Origin of the sequence: Roseivirga sp. E12 (assembly GCF_017592825.1) — a bacterium.
Lineage (GTDB): Bacteria > Bacteroidota > Bacteroidia > Cytophagales > Cyclobacteriaceae > Roseivirga.
The window spans coordinates 987,887-1,009,808 of the sequence record NZ_JAGFMD010000001.1 but is presented as its reverse complement, the minus strand read 5'-3'; the positions used below and the strand labels follow the sequence as shown (position 1 = coordinate 1,009,808).

The following is a 21,922-nucleotide window of genomic DNA, read 5'->3' as shown; positions in this document are numbered from 1 at the left end:
TATCGATCCTTGTCTTAAGAAAATCACAAAAATCTATTCATACAAAATCTTAACAGTCGTTAACTATGAAAAAACTATTAATAGCAATTGTCTTTTTGTTTTTCACTTTTGGAGGTCAGTGTCAGAGAACGATTACTAGTGGCACCATTATTCCTATTGATATGAGCTCGCACCGACCAGTTATGGATGTAATGATTAATGGGAAAGGTCCTTACAAATTCATCTTCGATACGGGATCTTCAACAAACGTGGTGGATGCTGGTTTGAGCGATGCACTTGGATTGGAGGTCGTGGGAGAGGACCCACTGAGAACTCCTGGCTCTAAGAATAGACTTATGTCAAAACGGGTTGGAGTCAAGAATTTAGCCCTTTCGGGATCCGATATCATCAAGGACACTGAAATGAATGTCATTGAATTGAGGAAATTGTTGCCTGTTGATGGAATTTTGGGAGGCTTCTTTTTGGAAGACTATCTGGTAACAATGGACTATCCAGGCTCACAACTCATTTTAACAAAGGGTGAATTGAGTGCCACAGACAAAGATGTTATTCCCTTTGTTCAGGATGCTCGAAATCTAAATCTCCAAATTGACATAATGGGGAATGAAGTAGAAGCACACCTCGATTCTGGAAACCCATTTACCATTACAATTCCCTATTCATTTAAAGACAAACTGAAATATAAAGGAGCTCCTAAACGAGGGCTTCCTATGAGAACTCCTGTGGCCACTTTTGAGAGCTGGGATGCGCAGCTTGATGGAGAAGTAAGTATTGGTAATGCTGTATTTAATGATCCTCGAATCAGGCTTTCTGAAGGGATTGAGTTTGTCAACCTTGGGTATGCAGTAATCAATGAACTTCAGATTACCATTGACCGAAAAAACAGCTTGATTAAGTTAGAGAAGGGAGTAGACGGTAATTCTACGACCAGAGTGGTAATGGAGATGAGCACCTCAAGGTCGCCTTTTATTGGCACATATACTGGAGACAGGAAAATATTCTTAAATGATTCTGACAAGTTAATGTACGAACGTGCTGGTGCTCCTATGGCTCTGGAACTGGTTCGAGTTGAGGAGGATCTCTATCAGATCACTGTTCCAGAAGGGGTTTATGCTCCGCAGGAGATCCCAAAGGTCCACTTTATTAGAAATGAGAATAATGAGGTTGTGGAAATAGAAATGGTTTTCAAGGACGGTAGAAAGGAAGGCCCTTACAAACGGGTGTCATAATAACACCTTTGTTGAAAAAGTGAATTGGTGTTTGTCAATGGTTGGTTCATTGTGGCATCTACAATAAGTGGGTGCCATTTTGATATTTAAGTGGAAGTGGACTCATGCTTGGCCCAAATATTTTCCATTTTCCTACCACTGGCCGGCTCATCTATGAGTTTATCCAAATACCTTGGTTGCTGGCTCATGGGACTCGTGAGCTTCTACTCAACGACTTCACTAATCTGAAGTAAAGGTTGGGCGTTCGTATAGTTTGGAATATCTCCCAAAATCTTTTGTGCATTGGCGCCAAAAGACTCGTGATAATCAGAAAGTTTGTCAAAGTACAAGTAACCAATAGCTAAGAATGGAACCGGCTCATCTGGCGTTCTTCCGCCTATACCCTTATCTATTTTATAAAACTTCATAGGTTTTAAAAGGCCCGCCAGCATGGGCATATGTTTATTCATATAATAGTCCATGTCAAATGTATTTCCATCTCCATTAGGGTACATGATGGTTACTTTGATCATTCCTTTTTTATCCTGAAGTGTATCGGTGGATTTAGTTCCTGCATAGCTGATTAACAGCGTACTAATACTAAGTACTAGGAGTGTAGCTTTGAATTTCATTGTGGTAGGTTTTGAGTTTCAAAAATCAGTTCAGAGCGATTAACCCTGACTTTGTGCATTAGGAAGATGATAAATAGTTGTGAGCTAATCAACCCCTGAGAGAGGGAGTGAAAGTATTGTAGTATTACAATTTTGGGCCCTGGGGTTGGGCCTAAACCGAAGGGTAGTGCCCAGTTGAGTCATTGCTTTTGTCAATGATGTGGTATTATTTCGATTGAACCAAAGGTTGGAATCCACCATAGACCATTCTGGAAGCATCAAAAATCAACCTTGACGAGTCGGTCAATGGTGTGACTAAGTCGCTCATTCTCGGATCATTTGGAACCTCAGCATTCGCTCGGTCACGCACTTCTTTAGAAGGAAATACAACCCAGCCGAAAACGATGGCTTCATCATTTTTTGCCTCAACTACCTCTGCGAAAGACCGGACACCTTCTAAGGTTAAATCTTCACCGACATATTCAAAGTAGGCAAGAGCACCATATTGCTTCCAAATCTCTGCAACTGATTTAGCAACTTCTCGGTATTCGCTCAAATAAGCTCTTGGGATTGGGAGAACGAAACCGTCTATATAGCCTGTCATGGTTTTCCTTTTACTATGGTACAAAACTTTTGTAAACGGAAGTTCTAGATAAATCTTTAAAAATCAAGGATGAGACTGACAAACGATAATTAAGAAAAAGCCAAGAGGAGTGCTATGATTTCAAAAAGCCAAATGTGCTCAGGAACTCCACGAATCTGCCATCTTTTCTAATCTCTTCCTGAAAGCGAGGGTCTTTGATCAGGTTGGGGTAGGTCCAGGGTTCAGCACAAATAGCCTCAAAACTGATGAAAGAAACAGAGTTGTCAGTCACCTGCTTGTAATAGGTATAGACTTTGTCAGGGTCAATCATATCCGAGGCTTGTACAAGAACAGCACGTTCAACTGCGCCTGTAGGAAAGCTCTTATTCTTAATCACTCGTAATACTACTTCATCTAGCTTTTGTTTTGCTAACTCCGTATCTCCTTTGAGAAAATCAAGCTTGGGAAGGTAGATGTCTGGATCAAAAGTGCATACTGAATAAAGGTTTATGGGCTTCAGGACAATGCTTTCTACCTCGTTCAACATCTTTTGACCTTCAGTAGGATCTCCCATAGTTAGCATAAGCCTTGCTTGATTAAGGTTATCATTGGCTACCATGGGGCAAACCCATCCATTATGTCCATCGGCAGTATGAGATGCCATGTGACCTTCCCATTTGTCATGATACTTCTCGAATTCATTGTTGAACATGGCCACCACCATTTCTTTGTTTTTCACTGCTCGTTCATCCCACGGAAATTCAGTAGTTGTACTCTCGAGTGTTGCTTTGAAATCGTTAAAGGAGGAAAGTTTACCATCTTTCAGGAACTGGTAATATTTGGCATCCACTAAGTAATGCTTTTCCTTAGGATAGTATTTGGCCAGTTTCTCCAGAATAGGAACCATTTTTTCGTATTCACCGAGTACCTCATAGGCAAAGGTGAGCTGAAAACTGATTGGTCCATTGTCCTGAGTTAAGGCAAAAGCCTTTTCTAATGCTTCTTTTGACTTAATAGGTTGATCAAAGAAGGTGTACAGAAATGCGGCTTCCTTTAAAGAGATGTAGTCACTAGGATTTTGTTCAATGGCCTTTTCAAAAGCTGAGAGTGCTTTAAGAGGATCTTGTTCAATGTTCTTGAAAATAAATGCCTGTGTTGAAAGGAGATCTGGGTTATTTGGTGCTAAGGCTTGGGCAACCTTAAAAGCTTCATAGGTAGCCTCCTTAGCCTTTTCGGCCTCTTCTTGGTTATTAGGGTCCCTTTTCAGTATGTCATACCTTACACTGTGTATCTCGGCAATCAGCGTCCATGCATTTGTGAATTTAGGATCCGCAGCTACTGCTCTTTCTAAAATTATAAGCCCTTGATTGAACTCATCATAACCAGCATTAGGCTTGGTAACGGTATGTCTGGCCAATAAATAGTCTTCATATGCTGAAATATTATCGGTAGGAAAAGCTTTTAATTCATCCTTTTCTTCCTCACTTAAATTGGCTTCTAGCTGGTTAGCAATCTTTATGGAAATGTCCGACTGTAATTCAAAAACATCCGATAGTTCTCCATCATACACATTGGACCATGCGGTTTGATTGTTTTTCGCATTGATCAAAGCAGCGGTCACTCGTACGCGTTGACCATTTTTTCTAACCGCAGCCTGAAGAACATAATTAGCATCAAACCTATCACCGATAGTTCTCAGGTCACCCTCATAGTTTTTGTATTCAGCCACAGCTGAGCTTGCAATGATTCTGAAGTCGTGAATATTAGAAAGGCGTGTCATTACATCGTTATGAATCCCCGAACTGAAGAACTCTTCTTCATCTTCACCTTCGCTGGTAAAAGGTAAGACTACGATTACCTGTGTGGAATCAGGCTTATTAACTATGTTGCCCGTAAAATCAAAAACACGATCAGCAACCAATAGAATAATAAGTAGGAAGAGCCCCGCTATGATGTAATGATTCAGCTTTTTGCTTGTTGCCTCATGTATACTCTTCTCCTCCGCAATAGAGTCTGTCTTTTTGAAACCAGAGGGTGTCCATTCGTAGATATATGCAAAGACGATCCAAAGTGGTAGCGCTATGATGAGGACAATAAGTACTATTTTATTAATCCCTTTGTCTAATTCTAAAATGCCGATTAATAAAGAGGCTATCTGAAGTATTGCGTAAGAAAAGACAACATAAGAGATCGTTGCCTTAATGACATTTCGTCTTTTTAACTCTTGAATAAATTTGAACACTGCTACTTAGGAATTATATAAACATAACACATTAGGTGTCAGTAAAAAAGCACAGGCTCATTCGGATGACTTTTCATTGATTCTGGGAAATATGAATATCTGGTATAATCGGGTGATATTTAAGTAAGCCTTATTCATTCGGGATAGCTTCAGTTTTTTGATCTCAATTTGAGCTTTTCAACCACTCCGTCCATTTAGTCTATTAAAACGATAAGGCTTTCGCTAGGACACCTCTCCTTAGAAGGAGAGGATTAGGTAGTGGCTTAGTTCGACAATTCGCAATCTCTACTTAAGTGCGGCCCATTCCTCTTCACTCGCTTCGGTTTTTTGATATTCCATAAGTGTGAGCCAATTGTCATTGACTTTGACTAATAATGTCTCAAAATGGATATAACTATCTCCCAGGCTTTTACCAGTTGAAGTTTTTACAGAGGTATAATGGTAGATTCCTTCTTCATAGGCGGTGATGTGATTGCCCACACGTTTGGAGAAGCGAAATTCTAGTGTATTTGCACGCTTTCCATCCCTTACTTCTAGAATTTCCTTTTTCCAACGAAACTTGAATGCCTCCGAAATGGCGATGGTGGTATCTTCTTTCACCAAGACTGCATCTTCATGATAAAGAGATCTCATTCCTTCAAAATCCCCTGCTTTGGCTGTTTTGGCTAAGGCTTTCCAATAGCGGTCTAACTCCTCAGTACGCTTGTTGTCTTGAATGACAGTATTTGACTGAACTGAGGTAAATACTAATACTAAAATTAGACTGAGGTTTTTCATCTTCAAGTACTCATTGATGTACTTGAAGATGACTATAAGTTATTGAATAAACAATCAAGGGATTTGGGAAGGAGGTGTTTGATAAACGGTTGGGTTACGCCAAAGCAAACTAGAAGGACATGGCTTATGCAACACTAACGATTGTTATGTCTAAGACTTTTGAACTAATGCGACATAGTTCAGAACGGTAAGTTTCCCAGTTGATAAAGGCTCAACATATCGTTTCTAGATTTCTTTTCCAGCGAGATTCAAAAGCTTCTCTTTTATCAATTTTCCTTGATCATTGTATATGTAAATAGTGTAGGCAAATCCTTCTTCAGATTCCGCGATTTCACCCTGTTTGTTGTAATAGGTTTTCTTTTTTATAGACATATTCCTATTGTATTCCAGGACCCCATACCTTATCGGATAGCCCTTTTCATCCATAGAATAAAACCGTTTTGGAATACCGTACTTATTGAACTCTCGATATTCTACTCTCGAAAACTTAGCAGTAGGGTGCATAATAGGTTGGTGGTTTTCATCCCTGAATTCTCTTGAAAGGAGTGTTCCGTTTTCATCAAAACTATAGGCTACTTCGGCTACACCCTGAGGGCCATTTTTTAGATTACCATTGGCATCAAGATTTTGAGTAAAAGCAATCTGACCTTGCTCATCAAACACATAATTTGTCTTCTTTATGCCATTGAAGTAGGGAATAGTCTCCTTCTTTAGGTTATATCTTGTCCATGAAGTCAATTCATTCTTATTGTTTCTAGTCACTACTACTTGGGCAACACCATCAGCATCGATCATCTTGCTATTGAGATCAAAGTACTCTTTACTCATCCAGTGGCCAGACTCATTTAAATGATACTTGATTAGCCCTGTGCCAGATGCATTCGCAACTGATTGTCCTTCCGTATTCTTAAACCTTACCTGTATGATTTTATCCTGGTAAACTCTATTTAATTCGAAAGCACCAAAGCTTCCATGGTTAGATGGCTTACCGGATAAAAAATACTTTACACTGGTTACCCGGTTTTGGTCATCAAATTTGACGTAATAGCAATTAATCGTTTGTGCCTCTTCTATGGAAATTGGAAGGCTCGGCTTAATTTCCTTTTGAGTTCTATCGATGTTCCAGTTGATGTAAAACCCATCTCTGGTTTTTAATTTACTGGTTGCTGTTTTATCTACTATGAACCACTTCTCTTCAATTTTCATCAAATTGACATAGTCCGTATACAATCTCTTTGTGGTTTCTATTTCACATTTCGCAGAAGCGACATTACCAGTAACATCTATTTCAATAATTCTTAGAGCCGAATTCTCTTTTCTTGGCCCAGGTTCAAAGGACCTCAAATAGGTGGTTCGGTCGAACGCCAACACCTTGTCATCTTTTACATTTTTGATCTGGTAATTTGCATGCAGAACTTTGCCTAATAGGGTAGTGTCTCCAGTCATCCATCCTTCAAAATGAGTTTCAAGGGTGTTTGAAATAAGCCCTTTTTCGTCATTCTGGAATATTTCATGTTGCCCGTATGAAACGGTCTGGGTTAATAGTAGGAGAGGTAGAAGGATTGAAATTGATTTCATGCTTAGATTTTTAAGGCTTTGATTTATGACCTCGATTTGGAGTTTTGGCCCAATGTAAACCTAAGCATATGTGTTTGATCATAGGTCTCTCATGATCAGTCTGGACTTCGGATTTATAAACCTGAAGTGATAGACCTTAGTAGTAGCGATTGTTGTGTTTAGTTTTTATTTATTTCTGGCCAATTAATTGTTTCATCGTCAATAAATAGTGGTCCCCATTGAACTTCACTTAGTCGATTTTCATCAAACCAGAAATTGATTCCCAATGAATCTGAAGAAAGTAATTCATGCGAAGGACTTTCTATTGATGACCAATCTTCAAATTCAAGGTCACTTATCCCGATAGTGTCTAGTTTATTCTTCAACTCATCTTTGGTCAATCCAATTGGCGAAAATCCTTTGAAATTATATTCCGTTGAAGTGATGGCAATAGTCACTAATCCCCAATCATCATCTTCGTCAAACCCTAGAGACAAATCTAGGTTGTCATAATGCCAACTTTCGGTTAAGTCTTCTTCGTCTTTCGAATAAGAGTACTTCTCTTTTTCATCAGGCACACCAAGAATCAGTTCAACAGCATTCCTTTCAAGTCCAAACTTTAGAACGCCTAAACCTTGTCCTTCTTCTATCAAGTTAATATTTGAATTGCTCTTATTCATTAATTAAACACAACACCGTTATATACGGAAGTTGTCAAATAGTTCCGAGGTAATGAATCATACTTCAGGGTAACACTGTTCTAACAGTAGATCGCTTTTTGTTCAAGTTTATTTTTGATGGCTTGTCCGGTCGGTGTGGCAGCAAGACCTCCAAGTCCTGTGCAGGTGAGTTCATGGGCCATCATATCACCGACTTCCTTCATGCTTTGTACTACTTCATCAAAGGGGATGAGATGTTCATAGTTGGCTAAAGCCATATTTGCACAGCTGAGTGCATTTGAAGCCGCCATAATATTTTTTCCCAAGCAGGGAGCTTCTACACGATTTCCAATAGGGTCACAAATTATACCTAGCGAATTCTGCAATGCGAGAGAAGCGGCTGAGGTAGCCTGTTCTAAGCTACCATTCATAAGGACCACTAGACCAGCGGCTGCCATAGCTCCGCCAGCACCAGTTTCGGCCTGGCAACCTGCCACTTCCGCAGCGAATGTTGCATGTTCTGCAATGAATAGACCAATAATGCCTGCAGCCATAAGGGCTTTGTTGACTAGGTCTTCACTTGCATTCATATGGTCTGCGACTCCCAAGATGGCTCCGGGGAGTGCACCACAAGACCCAGCAGTAGGGGCTGCTACGAAAACCTCCATGCTACTCTTTACCTCCATCATGGCTGTGGTGTACAAAATGACTCTGTTCAACATACCTGCATCAAGTAATTGCTTGTCAAGCATCTTGTCTCGAAAGCCAACGGACTGTACAGGTAGAATTCTATCGTCAAATTCTTTTCCTTTTAGTCCGGTCTCTATGCCTTTTCTCATGATGCCCTGAATATGAGTCATCTTTTGAAGTACTTCTGGTTCAGAGATACCTCCTCTGGCTGCTTCATATTTAATGGCCAACTCCCATATTGAGAGGTTTTCTCGTGAGCCAATCTCCATCATTTTTGAGCAGGTATTGAAAGGGACTGTAAGGTCTTTCCTTGAGTGGACAGGCAAAACTGGGCTTAATACAACCGACTTAAGAACTTCCTCTTTCGAGGATAATGCTTTGATAAGGTCATTCGGAAAGGACTGACTACTTCTTAAGTGGATAAAGGCTCCATTTCGGGTGACCTGAACCTCATGGCTTAATTCTGGTAAGTCGAATGATTCAACGCCCCCTTTTACGTACATCAGCAACTCGTAATAGTCTCCGCATATTGACAATTGCACACCATCGACTTCAGTGATTTCCATCATACCGCCACCGGTACTTATGGCTGTAATGCTGTGTGTAAAGTCTTGATTAGTCACATTGATGCGGTACTGATTCGGATGTGTGGCGCCATAGCTCAGGTAATTGACGTGGACTGTTATGCCTGAATTTGAGAGGTGAGACTCGTAATCCACCATTCTCGGATCGTCAGCTTCCCATCCCATCAATCCACCATAAAGCCCCATGTCTGTACCTTGGCTTTTGTGTGTAGTGACTAGAGAACCATTAGGATCATAATCTACAGAAAGGCTTGAGATATCATGCTGCATTAAATCCCGAATCAACAGCCCCATACGACATGCAGCAGCACTATGAGAACTTGAAGGACCTCTCATTACCGGTCCGATAACATCATTGAAAATACTGGCTGCAGACATATACTTATCTAATTTCTAATAAGTTAGCTGCAAATCACTTGAAGTTCAAAAAAACCTCAGCCCGATTAGGACTGAGGTTTTTTATGAGGACTCTTTAACCTCTCCGTCCCTTCGACTTTTCGTAGTGAGAAAGCTTTTAAAAGGACGCCTCTCCTTGAAAGGAGAGGATTGAATTAGCTAGCAGCTTGCTGTTTGATTAAGTTCAATGCTGAGCCAGCTTTGAACCAACCAATTTGGGCTTCATTATAAGTATGGTTAGCCATGATGACGTCTTTGCTACCATCGGCATGTACAAACTCTAAGGTCAGAGGTTTACCAGGAGCGAAGTCAACCAAATCAAGGAAGTTGATGGTATCATCTTCTTGGATTTTGTCATAGTCTGCCTCGTTAGCGAAGGTCAAACCCAACATACCTTGCTTCTTCAGGTTAGTTTCGTGAATACGGGCGAATGACTTCACCAGTACTGCTTTCACACCTAAGAATCTCGGCTCCATTGCAGCGTGCTCACGTGAAGAACCTTCACCGTAGTTGTGGTCACCTACAACAATAGAAGGAATGCCTTCTGCTTTGTACTGACGGGCAGTAGCTGGTACTGGTCCGTACTCTCCAGTAATTTGGTTTTTCACCTTGTTGGTATCCTGATTGTAAGCATTCACTGCACCAATCAAACAGTTATCAGAAATGTTATCTAGGTGACCTCTAAACCTCAACCATGGACCTGCCATTGAGATGTGGTCCGTAGTACACTTACCAAATGCTTTAATCAAAAGCTTAGCGCCAGTGATGTTATTTCCGTCCCAAGGAGCGAAAGGAGCAAGGAGCTGAAGGCGTTTTGAGTCTGGCTTTACAACCACCTCAATGCCAGAACCATCTGCTGCAGGGGCCTGATAACCGTTGTCCTGAACATCGAAGCCTTTGTCTGGTAATTCATCACCCACAGGTGGATCAAGTTTTACTTGCTCACCGTTCTCATTGGTCAGCGTATCTGTGATAGGATTGAAGCCTAAATCTCCAGAGATCGCAATTGCTGCTACCATTTCAGGAGAAGTCACAAAAGCGTGAGTATTCGGGTTGCCATCTGCTCTTTTAGAGAAGTTTCTATTAAATGAGTGAACAATCGTGTTTACTCTTTCATTGTTGCCAGCTCGTTCCCACTGACCGATACACGGTCCGCAAGCATTTGTGAAAATCGTAGCGTCCAGGTTTTCAAATATCTCAAGTAAACCATCTCTTTCAGCGGTGAACCTCACTTGCTCAGAACCTGGGTTGATACCAAAGTCAGCCTTCGTTTTCAATCCTTTATCTACTGCCTGCTTGGCAATGGAAGAAGCTCTAGAAAGATCTTCATAAGATGAGTTGGTACAAGAACCAATCAATCCCCATTCTACCTTGGTAGGCCATCCATTAGCCTCAGCCTCGGCTCTCATTTGAGAAACAGGAGTAGCTTTGTCTGGCGTAAATGGTCCGTTTACATGTGGTTCCAAAGTACTCAAGTCAATTTCTATCACTTGATCGAAGTATTGCTCTGGACTAGCATACACTTCATCGTCACCCGTTAGGTGAGGTCTCACCGTATTGGCTAAGTCTGCTACATCTGAACGATCAGTAGCTCTTAGGTAGCGCTCCACAGAGTCGTCATAACCAAAAGTTGAAGTTGTCGCTCCAATTTCCGCACCCATGTTACAAATAGTTCCTTTTCCTGTGGCAGATAAAGACTGTGCGCCTGGGCCGAAATATTCTACAATAGCACCTGTGCCACCTTTTACAGTGAGAATACCAGCTACTTTAAGGATTACATCTTTGGCTGAAGTCCAGCCATTCATCTTGCCTGTTAACTTCACACCGATGAGCTTAGGGAATTTAAGTTCCCATGCCATACCAGCCATTACGTCTACTGCATCAGCACCACCAACACCGATGGCTACCATACCCAGACCACCAGCATTTACTGTGTGAGAATCAGTACCAATCATCATTCCACCTGGGAAGGCATAGTTTTCAAGTACTACTTGGTGAATGATACCTGCACCTGGTTTCCAAAATCCGATGCCATATTTGTTCGAAACCGACTCGAGGAAATTGAATACTTCACCAGAAGCAGTCAATGAATTTCTTAGATCTTGTTCTGCGCCTTGTTTGGCAAGAATCAAGTGATCGCAGTGTGCAGTCGATGGTACGGCTACTTTATCTTTTCCGGCTTGCATAAATTGCAATAGGGCCATTTGAGCTGTCGCATCTTGCATTGCAACTCTATCAGGTGCAAAGTCTACATAAGACTTGCCTCTTTCAAATACTTCAGAAGGAGTACCATCCCATAAGTGGGAGTAGAGGATTTTTTCTGATAAGGTAAGTGGTCTTCCGACTAAGTTTCTGGCTGCTTCAACCCGGGCGGGCATTCTTTCATAAACAGCCTTTATCATGTCAATATCAAACGCCATGGAAAAGGTTTTAATGTTTTCAAAACTACACTATGAGTATAACCCTCATAGGGGTCGCAAAGTTATCAAAAAAGAGAGGAAATAAAACTTGAAGTAAGCTTAGATATGATAGGAAAATGTCATTCAGAAGGCAAGCCCAGTTCTTTCCGAAGTAGATTCTTCATCGCCAGCAGGTGCCATTGCATTGGGTTCTCAAAAAAGATGACATCTTGAACTGTGTTAACCCGCAAATATACTAGGTCAATAAACTTCCTGTCTCTAAGCAGTTGGCGTATCATTCTATCTTTTTGATCGTTTGAAATGTTAATCTCATCGAGGTCGGTATGAGGCTCAAGAAATGAAAGGAGTTGCTTGTCTATTAGGTAAGGCTCTAACTGATCTGAGATAAGTCTAACGTCTCTATCTTCGGTGCTGGGAACCCTGGACAGGGCTCTGCGATAGTTCATTAGCACCCTTTTAAATGCATCAGACTTAATAATTCCAAGGTTGCCCGATGAAACTAAGTCCTGATAAACTGCATCTGTAGGAGAGTAAAGTCTAATCATAAGCAGAACATCCATGGCTCTCCGAATTGTGTCTGGATCAACTTGGCGCAATGGAGTCTCCAATAATTTCCTCAGGTACATGACTTGCTCCTTACGAGCATCCTGATCGGCAAGCAATTCACCTTCATTAATGGCCACCTCTTCTAGAAGTTGCTCGAGATAACTTTGCTCAAGAGCTGCCTTGTTTTTAGCCTCACGATTGTTTTCTAGCTGAAAAGCAATGTAAATCCCAATTACAATGATTATCATTTCAAGAAGAACTCTTAGGATCATTCCAAAAGGGTTTCGTCTTCTGTCGTCTGAAAGGCTATAACGGTTTGCCAAGGTCTTCTTGAGATTGTTTACTAGAGGCTAATTTAAATATTTATAATCAAATGGTTATCTCCTTATGGCCTTGATAAATACCCTGATATTATCAGGGCGCCCGTTGACAAACCTAATCCTGACTTTACCATCTTCGGTCATGTCTATCGTACCTGGAATAGAACTGGCAGTAAGCATCCAACCTTCGGGAAGAATGACAGTATTGCGGTTACGTCCAAAACTTCTGTCCCAGATCAGTTGATCATCGACTAACAAATACCGATTGGGGTCGGTATAAGTTTCTGATATTCTCAGTCTTTTGGTCTCACCTTTTTTGATGGGGTCAAACCAAATCACGATGGCTTCAGTCTTATCGGTTAAGCCGTTAACTTCAATTCCTTTTCTGCTTATCTCATTTCCAACAAGAGTTTCTACTTTCAATTGCTCACCAGTATCCAATAGGCGAGCAGAAGGACCAGAAGCCTTGCTACCAGCTCTCACTACATTTACATATTTATCAATGCCTTCTCTGGACTCGGTATAGTCATGGTAAAGAAAGAAGGAGTTTGTTTCTGGTTGCTGTAAAAAGTACATGATGTCTCGGTTTTCAAAACTACGTTCTCCAAAACTGTACGTAACTCTAGCACGACTCTGATTACTGGGGACCATCGGAACCGTAAGTCTTTCCCAAGGATTCTGAGGGCTGGGTCGAAAAGTCATGTTATCGGCTGGACGCGCTACCACTTTGAAAGGAACACTGGATGGCCCACTATTCATAAAACTCACTTTGATTCGACCATCTTCCTCCTGAATTACCTGAGAAGGGTAGTTACTACTGATCAGTTCGTATCCTATAGGAAGGACCACAGAGTTTCGTTTAATGCCTAATGATCGGTCAAATACGATTGTTCCGTTTTTGGTATAATAGCTGTTTACGTCTTGATAAGTTTTATCAATTCTTAATCTAGCTTGCCCGTCTTTTGGAACTGGCCTAGCGAGACTTACCATAAGGTACTCTCCAGCTTCTTGTGCTGATGCAAGACCATTGGCTCGTGCTTCATTTCCACCTACGATTTTCCAAATCAATTCCTTGCCCGTCATTAAATCCCAAACGGCATCCACTACATGTTCACTCCCTGCTCTAAGGGTATTGAAGTATTTGGTAGCCCCGGCATTAGTAGCACTGACATCATAAATGATTCGGAAGCTTTGGCTTTCTGGAGAAAGTAATTCGTAACGCGTATAACTATCGGTTTGAGTTTGTCGAGGTGCTTGTCCACATAAAGTGGAGGCAGTCAGGGTCAGAAGTGCAAGAATGAAGTGTCTCATATGAAATCAAGTCAGGTTAAAAAAGCAGTAGGCTAAGGATAAAGATGATTAACCCAGTGGTCATAATGATAAGGCTGTAAGGCAATATATCTTTTGCTTTCAGCTTGGTAATGCCCAATAGAGGCAATGCCCAAAAAGGCTGAAGCATATTGGTCAGCTGATCGCCATATGCTAATGCCATCACAATTTTAGGAACGGGTACGTTGAGTACTTGTGCCGCTTCAACTACAATTGGCCCTTGAACTGCCCATTGACCACCGCCACTAGGTACAAAAATATTGACCAGTCCAGCGCTTAAGAAGGCAAAGATGGGCAGTGTCAGTGCGGTGGAAATATCGACAAAGGCATAGGATACACCTGCTGCGAGGCCGGAATACTTCATGATACCCATGATGCCAGCGTATAGGGGGAATTGAATGATGATGCCCGCTGCACCCCCAATTGCTTCTTGGATGGCGGATAGAAATTTCGAAAACGACCCATGAAGTAGAATGCCCAGTCCGAAAAGGAAAAAATTGATAAAGTTGAGATTAATAAAGTCTAGTCCAGTACCGGTAGGTGTGGTGATTATTTTTCGCAAAGCGATAAAAGAGATAATTCCACCTAAGAGAATTGCTGCAAGTCTTGAGTGATCGATCCTTTCCGCCCTCGGAAGCTTACGAGCTTCTTGGCTTGAATTATCAGAACTTGATTCGCCTAGATCCAATAAGTTCAATTCACTGCCATGATTTCGTTTTCCTAAAACATAAAATACCAAAGGGATAACAACCAAGAGCATCAGGCTTGTCGTAAGGTTCATAGAAGACAAGAGCGTCTGTTCAATGCCAATTTGCCCAATCTGATCGGCAAGAAAATGATCGGAACCAGCAACAGTCAAAGGTGCTGAACCCGAAAAGCCTCCGTGCCAGCACATCATTCCACTATAGCCAGCCGCACCAATTAGCGGATAGTTGAGTTTCCATCCATTAGCCTTGGCTTTTTCGGCTACTTTTCGAGCGAAGATTGCACCGAAGACAAGGCATAGGCCCCAATTGATAAAACTAACGGCAATTGTCAATAGACTCACCCACAAAGCAGCGGAGGCAGTATTATTGCAATACTTTGTAAACTGGGAGATGATCTGGTTAAAGAAAGGTGTCAAAGCCAATGTGTGACCCAGCACCAAAATTAGAGCCATCTGCATGGTGAATTCCAAAAGCTCCCAGAAGCCTGTTTCCCAATACTCCAGAATGATAAGTGGGTAGGCGGAACCTGCGTTTTCAGGTCTTTGTGTAAAAATTAAGGCAAGGATGAATGTGATCAGTGTTAGTAAAACAGCAATGGAGAATGGAGAGGGAAGAATGTTTCGAACAAACTTAAGGTACAGGCTGTTTTCTCGCATGACTAAAGTTGTGTCAAAAAGAAAGATTAGGCAACTATATTGTGATTAGATTCAGTAAGCCTTGAAAAAGTGTCTCGTCTTTGTTCTAATCATTATCAGTTGCTCTATGCTTGCTTGGAAAATTAGGATCAGTATGGGTAGCAGTAAGGAGGTTAGAGCTTACTATACCAATTGAATTAAAGCCCTTCTAAAAACTCAAGTGTATCCACTCCATCAGCATAATCCCATAGTTCAGGGGTTTGTGCTGAGCCGAAGTCTAAACTTCCTTCATACCAGGCATCTCTTGAAACCATGCACTGAATCTTTTCTCGATTTGCAGACAGCTTCAAGTCGAGTGCTGCTGGACTATCATAAACTTCATAATAGATAACTGAGATAGGAGAGACCAGGTCTTCACTTTCTCGCATCAAGAAGAAGCCAGAATCCAAGTGAGGTTCTCCATTGACCAAGTAAATGGACTTGTTGTAGTCGTAGTTGTTTCTATACTTATGATGATCCAGAATTGGTCCGAAGGCTTCTAGCGACTTGATAAGTTTTGGCAATTCAAAACCTTTGGGTACAAAGACTTTAGATACATTTCGGCAACCTAAACCGAAGTATTGGAAAGCATCTTGTCCAATTTTAGCTAATTCTTCTTCGGTTTCATTCCCGTCTAATATGCCGATGGAAACTCTATTTTGCCTGATGATATGGGGGTACTTTGAAAAGTAGTGTTTGAAATACCTCGCACTATTGTCAGATCCTGTGGCAATGATGGCATCTACATCGTTGAGCCTATCAATTACTTTGATATGTTCTTGGAAACCAGGATTAATTGTTGTCAGCTGATTCACCACGGCACTCATCAGAGCTCTGTCTTGAGATGAATATTTGATATGAGCAGCATTCCCTGATATCAGCACTGTCAAGAGGTCATGAAGGCCAACCAAGGGGATGTTTCCAGCCATGATCAAACCAATTCTTTTTGCTGAGATGGGGTTTAAGGTTTGACCCGATGTCCACTGTTCAATTTTCTCAGCGTTAAGCACTTCTGCCCAAGCAGCGAATGCATTTTTAACACTTTCGGGAGTGAACCAGCTATTTTCATTGCCAGCCATCATTACTAACTGATCTAACTCACTGGTATTAATGGTGCCAAACCAGTTTCCTAGTGCTGATAAACCTTCTTTTCGCTCTTGAATAGTCATTTTTCAATCGTTGCTGCAAAAATACGCCTTAAGTTTACTTCTAAGTGAATTTGAGTATTACTTTTGCGACTGAAAAAAATCTTATTTCGTGAAACTTCATGCGCAAAATGTTGTTGAAATAAGACTGAGAAAAAGATATAGAGGATATGGCGATTATAATCACTGATGAATGTATTAACTGTGGGGCTTGCGAGCCGGAGTGTCCTAACACAGCAATATATGAAGGCGGTATGGAATGGACGTGGGCCGGAGGTACTGACTTAAAGGAGATTGAATTAGAGGATGGTAGCAAGGTAGATGGCAATGAGCCTCAAGAACCGGTATCTGACGAGTTCTATTATATCGTTTCTGGCAAGTGTACTGAGTGTATGGGCTTCCATGAAGAGCCTCAGTGTGCTGCAGTTTGTCCAGTGGATTGCTGCGTGGATGATCCAGATTATAGAGAGACTGAAGAAGAGCTATACGCCAAGAAGGATTGGATGCACGTATAAGTGAATTAGGAGTTAAGAATTGATAATTAAGAATAAGGCTTCCGAATGGAGGCCTTTTTTATGACATCTTACCTCTCTTAATCAAATAAGATTTGAGTATTTGGTCGAACCCTTCATTAATATCAGCCTCTATCAAGTCAATTTTTAGTTTGGCACATTTTAGGTAAAGCTCGTGGTAGTAGCTGTCCATTTGTTTTTTGAAGTCCTTCTTGATAGTCGCAGGATTTAACCTAACCCTTTCCTTCGTCTCGGAATCTATAAATTCATAAGGGCGGTCTTCAAACTCGAAATTGAATTCAGTCTTATGGTCTGTGACATGAAAGAGTAAAACTTCATGCTTTTTGTGCTTGAGATGTTGAAGTGCAGACATCAACTCTTCTTCATTGTTCTGGTTATCGAACATGTCACTGAATATCACAACCAGAGATCTTCGGTGAACCTTTTGTGCGAGCTGATGAAGTATCTGTGCAACATTAGTTCTCTTTTCGGTTTTCTCTTTTTCTAGCAAGCCATTGAGCTGTAGAAATAGCTTATGAATATGAGCAGGCGAAGACTTAACCTGAGTCTCCAACTCTAGCTTGTCACTGAAAGTATGTAGGCCCACGGCATCCCGTTGTTTATGCAAAAGGTAGGTGATGGAAGCTGCTGCCAATACCGAAAAGCGCATTTTACCGTAGTTCTCAGTAGGGTAGTACATTGATGAAGACTGATCTAAGACCAATTGACATCTGAGGTTGGTTTCTTCCTCGTACCTTTTTGTATAAAGACGATCAGTCTTCGCAAAAATTTTCCAGTCGATGTGTCGTGTACTCTCACCATTATTGTAGAGCCTATGTTCTGCAAACTCAACGGAAAAGCCATGATAGGGCGATTTGTGCAATCCGGTAATGAAGCCCTCTACCATTTGCTTAGCGAGTAATTCGATATTACCAAACTTCTTAATTTCTTCGAGCGAGAACTGCATCTTTCCTAGACTTGTTTAATGTTGAGTTAAAGGCGTTAAACAGCCTTTAAATGGTACTCTATAATTCAACCTGAAGTTTCTCCTTTTATTTCTACGGTTATTGCAATAGTAATTATTAATGGTTTATATTAGGCCATACTTTTTTAATAATTCGACCTTTAAAGGGATTTAAAACGAAGACTGTGGAAGAGCAAAAGGACCGGAATGAAATTTTTTCGAAGAGGGTAAGAGCAGGGAAGAGAACCTATTTTTTTGATATCAAAGCTACACGCTCAAACGATTATTACCTTACTATTACAGAAAGCAAAAGGAAATACAAAGAAGATGGTTTCACATATGAGAAACACAAAATCTTCCTGTATAAAGAAGACTTTGCAAAATTTGTAAATGCCTTGAGTGAAACTGTAGAGCATGTTAAGGAAGAGTTAATGCCCGAATTTGATTTCGATCAATACGAAGAAGACCAAGAGTTCAGCATGCAGAATGCTGCCGATGGAGATTCAGATAGCCAGCTGAGCTGGGACTAACTAAAGAGATTTAAATGAACCCCTATCTTGTTTTATCAGGGTAGGGTTTTTTTATGTCCTATAACTCAGGCTTACATTTCTGTCGAAAGCAATAATCGTTATCTTTGCGCGCGATTTTAAATGAAGTCATCAGATAAAAGTTAATAAGACTCATGGGATTACAATGTGGTATTGTCGGACTTCCTAATGTTGGAAAATCTACACTATTCAATGCACTTTCTAGCGCTAAAGCGGAGGCTGCTAATTTTCCATTTTGCACTATTGAACCTAACGTTGGAGTTGTTACGGTACCCGATGTGAGGTTGAATGTTCTGGAAAGCTTAGTAAGTCCTCAAAAGGTTATCCCAACTGTGATCGAATTTGTGGATATCGCAGGTTTGGTAAAAGGAGCGAGTAAAGGAGAGGGGCTTGGTAACAAGTTCTTGGCAAATATCCGAGAGGTGGATGCGATCATCCACGTTATTCGATGCTTTAATGATGACAATGTAGTTCACGTAGCTGGTAGTGTTGATCCAGTTTTTGATAAAGATGTGATTGACACTGAGCTTCAATACAAAGATCTGGAATCCATCAACAAGAAAATTGAAAGAAATCAAAAGGTTGCTAAGTCTGGTGACGCCAATGCCAGAAAGCAGATCGTTGTACTTGAGAAGTTCAAAGCTGCGCTAGAAGGTGGAGCGAATGCAAGAGCCATTGAAGCGAACGAGGATGAGTTGGAAGTTTTAAAAGACCTTTCATTACTTACCATCAAGCCAGTGGTTTATGTGGCGAATGTAGAAGAGTCTGCGATTCATACAGGTAATGATCATGTCGAGGCACTGAAGGAAGGTATCAAAGATGAAGAAGCTGAGATTATTATGATTTCGGCATCAATAGAATCTCAAATTGCCGAATTGGAAGAGGAGGACGAGAAGCAAATGTTCTTGGAGGAGTATGGACTTACTGAGTCTGGCTTAAACAAACTGATCAGGGCTTCCTATTCCTTGCTTGACCTCATTACTTATTTCACAGCAGGTGTAACCGAAGTAAGGGCCTGGACCATTAAGAAAGGCTGGAAGGCACCACAAGCAGCAGGTGTTATTCATACTGACTTTGAAAAAGGCTTTATCAAAGCTGAAGTGATCAAAATACCCGACTACGAAGAGTATAAGACAGAAGTAGCTATTAAAGAGGCAGGTAAAATGGCTGTAGAGGGTAAGGAGTATATTGTCAAAGACGGTGATGTGATGCATTTCCGTTTCAATGTTTAGTGATCTCCAACTGACATTTATTCTATTTTTTTTCTAGCAATTGAACAATCTCTAATATCATTCAGTTATGCCAATGACTTGAACACATGTATGTGCTTGAGGATTAGAAGGTATAGTTGAAAAAGGAGTGTCGTGAGAGTTAGAATAATTTTTAAGCTGAAGAATAGGGGGGCATATCTTCCATTTCATCACCAACATATTTTAGCACAGTTTTTAAAAGGTGTATTGGTAAAAGGGGGCAATGAAAAGTACATTCATTATCCTTACTTCAATTTTTCAGGCCTTAAAGGTCAGACAAAGATTTCCAGAAACGGGCTACATTACTATTCGAGCCTGGTGACACTGGTAATCTCCTCAGCTGATCAGGCATTTCTAGATTACTTATTGGAGCAGGTATTTGAGTTCGATGATGTCCAACTGGGCAACCTTGAGGTTTCACCGATGAATACTGAGGTAGAAAAGGCTATTGACCTGACAGATGAAATGAAGTTTATCTGCATTTCACCAGTAGTTCCGACCAAGGCTGCATTCAACGATACAGAAGGTAAGAGATTTATCTTACCTGAGACAGACGAATTTTCTGACCTCTTATACGATTCTACAATGCAACGCATGGAATCTACAGGACTCTATACAGAGGCACAACTTGCTAGTTTTAATAAGTTCCAGATTGTTCCTGATGTTGCTTATCTCAACCGACTTAGGGAAAAAGAGAAGAAGTTTGCGCGTATTTACTCAGTCTTTGATATGGATGTCAAATATGAAGTGAGAGGTTATACACTTCCCTTTAAACTGTATGCAGCGAAAGAAGTACAAGAGTTTCTATTTAACTGTGGCTTAGGGAATTACACCTACAAGGGCTTTGGCATGTTGGATATTGCCAATGCAAACCCAATTGACAGAACAGAGCAGTACAGTTTTAGCAAGGAATTGGTAACAGTCTAACGCCTTGAGTTGTAATTGATCCTGCTGTATCCGACCAGTTGATCGCCCCTTCCACCCATGGGCTTGAAGTAGACTAAAACCTCATACAGGTTTTCGGTTTCAAAAAAGCTTTGTTCCACACTCTGCGGGTTGCTTGAATCTACAGTATACAGGTAGTTATACCAGCCTTGTTTCAGAAGTTGATTGGAATAGTAGTTTTTGTTGACTGGATCATAGCGCATTAATGAACTCTCATTTCTAATCCATTGATTAAACTGCCCAACCAAATAAATTGATTCGCTTGTCTCGGGATAGTCAAGCGTGAATTTGACATCTACATATTCGGCTGTAAGACGGCCATCACGACCTGTTTCTAGGTCTCTGATGTAATACTGTCCGTTAACGTCAAGAACTTGAAAATATGCCGGGTCTCGCACTCTGTCGGGAATCAATTGAGCACGCGGCCTATTGTTTGTGAAACCGATTTGGGCAACATTCCTCCCTGACCCATTTACTGTACTGATATCAAAAAACCGAAATTCATTCCAGCCAGGAAAATCATTTTCCTCACCTAAATTCTGGTAACGGATAAGCTTGGCATTATCATCTATGAAGGTATGGTCAAGGCCTAGTTTGGTTACATCTGGTCTCTGGTTTTGCCTTACCACCACAGTGAAGTCTTTACTTGGGTCCATTGCATTGAGACCAGCATAATTTAATGTAACCTCAACCCTTTGGTTTTTCAATCGATTGGCCACATCTGACGATCGACTGATATTTCCGCCAACGGCCACTTGATTTTTATAGAGTGAGAATCGCTTAGATAAGATGATGTCTTTCTTTTTTCTATCGCGGTAGACCACAGCGAGATAATTCCCCGTTTCCTTAAACTTTGGGAGCTCAAAGCTATAGTGCACATAGTTGATCTTTGCCTGTGAGCTGAATTCAAAATTCATTATTTCAAACTCATTGTATCCTGTCATATACATGGGTGCCCTAAGGTCGGATGGTTGCCAATCGGCATTGCAATGAATGAAGTAGACAAAGTAGTAGTCTGCATCTTCACGTAAGTCATCAAACTCTAACAAGAGCTTTCGGTCATCGTCAATGTCTTTAATAGGGGGTGATAAGGAAGCTTCTATTGACGGATCATTTGGGTAGAGTTGGATTGTCTTTATGGTAGACTCATAGGCCTTATCTTGGTACAACAATTGCTTTTGTCCGAAAGTAATCGATACAAAAAGGACCAATAATAGGACAGTGAGACTAGTTTTTTGGGTATTCATTAGTGTTA

At 41.0% G+C, this 21,922-nt stretch carries 20 protein-coding genes; 5 read left to right on the top strand and 15 right to left on the bottom strand.

The window, feature by feature from the left end:
• Nucleotides 1–65: 65 nt before the first annotated feature.
• Nucleotides 66–1,229: a retropepsin-like aspartic protease gene (locus tag J4E76_RS04340; RefSeq protein WP_208501514.1), complete on the top strand. Its 1,164-nt coding sequence runs from the start codon at nt 66–68 to the stop codon at nt 1,227–1,229.
• Nucleotides 1,230–1,315: 86 nt separating this feature from the next.
• On the opposite strand, the gene J4E76_RS21120 is transcribed toward J4E76_RS04340, so the two are convergent.
• The 13 genes from J4E76_RS21120 to J4E76_RS04275 all read right to left on the bottom strand — a co-directional run bounded on the left by J4E76_RS21120 (nt 1,316) and on the right by J4E76_RS04275 (nt 16,472).
• Nucleotides 1,316–1,417 (bottom strand): DUF2200 family protein, encoded by a 102-nt coding sequence (locus tag J4E76_RS21120; protein WP_208501513.1) that lies wholly within the window; start codon nt 1,415–1,417, stop codon nt 1,316–1,318.
• A 15-nt stretch (nt 1,418–1,432) separates the two neighbouring features.
• On the bottom strand, nt 1,433–1,840 hold the full coding sequence (locus tag J4E76_RS04330; protein WP_208501512.1) for an EthD family reductase: 408 nt from the start codon (nt 1,838–1,840) through the stop codon (nt 1,433–1,435).
• A gap of 205 nt (nt 1,841–2,045) precedes the next feature.
• On the bottom strand, nt 2,046–2,423 hold the full coding sequence (locus J4E76_RS04325) for a DUF1428 domain-containing protein (protein ID WP_208501509.1): 378 nt from the start codon (nt 2,421–2,423) through the stop codon (nt 2,046–2,048).
• Nucleotides 2,424–2,535: 112 nt separating this feature from the next.
• Nucleotides 2,536–4,644 (bottom strand): hypothetical protein, encoded by a 2,109-nt coding sequence (locus J4E76_RS04320; RefSeq protein WP_208501508.1) that lies wholly within the window; start codon nt 4,642–4,644, stop codon nt 2,536–2,538.
• Nucleotides 4,645–4,929: 285 nt separating this feature from the next.
• The gene (locus J4E76_RS04315) at nt 4,930–5,421 is read right to left on the bottom strand and encodes a hypothetical protein (protein ID WP_208501507.1); all 492 of its coding nucleotides are present in this window, start codon (nt 5,419–5,421) and stop codon (nt 4,930–4,932) included.
• A gap of 225 nt (nt 5,422–5,646) precedes the next feature.
• Nucleotides 5,647–6,999 (bottom strand): nuclear transport factor 2 family protein, encoded by a 1,353-nt coding sequence (locus tag J4E76_RS04310; RefSeq protein WP_208501506.1) that lies wholly within the window; start codon nt 6,997–6,999, stop codon nt 5,647–5,649.
• Nucleotides 7,000–7,157: 158 nt separating this feature from the next.
• A complete protein-coding gene (locus J4E76_RS04305) occupies nt 7,158–7,658 on the bottom strand; it encodes a hypothetical protein (protein ID WP_208501505.1) in 501 nt (166 codons plus the stop codon).
• Nucleotides 7,659–7,738: 80 nt separating this feature from the next.
• Nucleotides 7,739–9,289 (bottom strand): L-serine ammonia-lyase, iron-sulfur-dependent, subunit alpha, encoded by a 1,551-nt coding sequence (locus J4E76_RS04300; protein ID WP_208501504.1) that lies wholly within the window; start codon nt 9,287–9,289, stop codon nt 7,739–7,741.
• Nucleotides 9,290–9,462: 173 nt separating this feature from the next.
• On the bottom strand, nt 9,463–11,727 hold the full coding sequence (locus J4E76_RS04295) for an aconitate hydratase (RefSeq protein WP_208501503.1): 2,265 nt from the start codon (nt 11,725–11,727) through the stop codon (nt 9,463–9,465).
• 119 nt (nt 11,728–11,846) lie between these two features.
• Complete coding sequence (locus tag J4E76_RS04290; protein WP_208501502.1) at nt 11,847–12,545, bottom strand: hypothetical protein; 699 nt, start codon at nt 12,543–12,545, stop codon at nt 11,847–11,849.
• 105 nt (nt 12,546–12,650) lie between these two features.
• Nucleotides 12,651–13,904 carry a hypothetical protein gene (locus J4E76_RS04285; protein WP_208501501.1) on the bottom strand — a complete coding sequence of 418 codons (1,254 nt, stop codon included), beginning with the start codon at nt 13,902–13,904 and terminating at the stop codon, nt 12,651–12,653.
• Between the two features lie 16 nt (nt 13,905–13,920).
• On the bottom strand, nt 13,921–15,285 hold the full coding sequence (locus tag J4E76_RS04280) for a short-chain fatty acid transporter (protein ID WP_208501498.1): 1,365 nt from the start codon (nt 15,283–15,285) through the stop codon (nt 13,921–13,923).
• Between the two features lie 176 nt (nt 15,286–15,461).
• On the bottom strand, nt 15,462–16,472 hold the full coding sequence (locus J4E76_RS04275; RefSeq protein WP_208501497.1) for an acyl-CoA reductase: 1,011 nt from the start codon (nt 16,470–16,472) through the stop codon (nt 15,462–15,464).
• A 146-nt stretch (nt 16,473–16,618) separates the two neighbouring features.
• Here J4E76_RS04275 and J4E76_RS04270 point away from each other — a divergent pair, with 146 nt between their 5' ends.
• Complete coding sequence (locus tag J4E76_RS04270; RefSeq protein ID WP_208501496.1) at nt 16,619–16,963, top strand: 4Fe-4S dicluster domain-containing protein; 345 nt, start codon at nt 16,619–16,621, stop codon at nt 16,961–16,963.
• A gap of 58 nt (nt 16,964–17,021) precedes the next feature.
• On the opposite strand, the gene J4E76_RS04265 is transcribed toward J4E76_RS04270, so the two are convergent.
• A complete protein-coding gene (locus J4E76_RS04265; RefSeq protein ID WP_208501495.1) occupies nt 17,022–17,927 on the bottom strand; it encodes a DUF58 domain-containing protein in 906 nt (301 codons plus the stop codon).
• A gap of 182 nt (nt 17,928–18,109) precedes the next feature.
• Between J4E76_RS04265 and J4E76_RS04260 the strand changes: the two genes are divergently transcribed.
• From J4E76_RS04260 to cas6, 3 genes are all read left to right on the top strand, one after another.
• A complete protein-coding gene (locus J4E76_RS04260; RefSeq protein ID WP_208501494.1) occupies nt 18,110–18,454 on the top strand; it encodes a DUF3276 family protein in 345 nt (114 codons plus the stop codon).
• Nucleotides 18,455–18,606: 152 nt separating this feature from the next.
• Nucleotides 18,607–19,704 carry a redox-regulated ATPase YchF gene (gene ychF / locus J4E76_RS04255; RefSeq protein WP_208501493.1) on the top strand — a complete coding sequence of 366 codons (1,098 nt, stop codon included), beginning with the start codon at nt 18,607–18,609 and terminating at the stop codon, nt 19,702–19,704.
• Nucleotides 19,705–19,836: 132 nt separating this feature from the next.
• Nucleotides 19,837–20,649: a CRISPR-associated endoribonuclease Cas6 gene (cas6, locus tag J4E76_RS04250; RefSeq protein WP_208501490.1), complete on the top strand. Its 813-nt coding sequence runs from the start codon at nt 19,837–19,839 to the stop codon at nt 20,647–20,649.
• On the opposite strand, the gene J4E76_RS04245 is transcribed toward cas6, so the two are convergent.
• The gene (locus tag J4E76_RS04245) at nt 20,646–21,914 is read right to left on the bottom strand and encodes a type IX secretion system plug protein domain-containing protein (RefSeq protein WP_208501489.1); all 1,269 of its coding nucleotides are present in this window, start codon (nt 21,912–21,914) and stop codon (nt 20,646–20,648) included. The genes cas6 and J4E76_RS04245 overlap by 4 nt on opposite strands.
• Between the last annotated feature and the right edge of the window lie 8 nt (nt 21,915–21,922).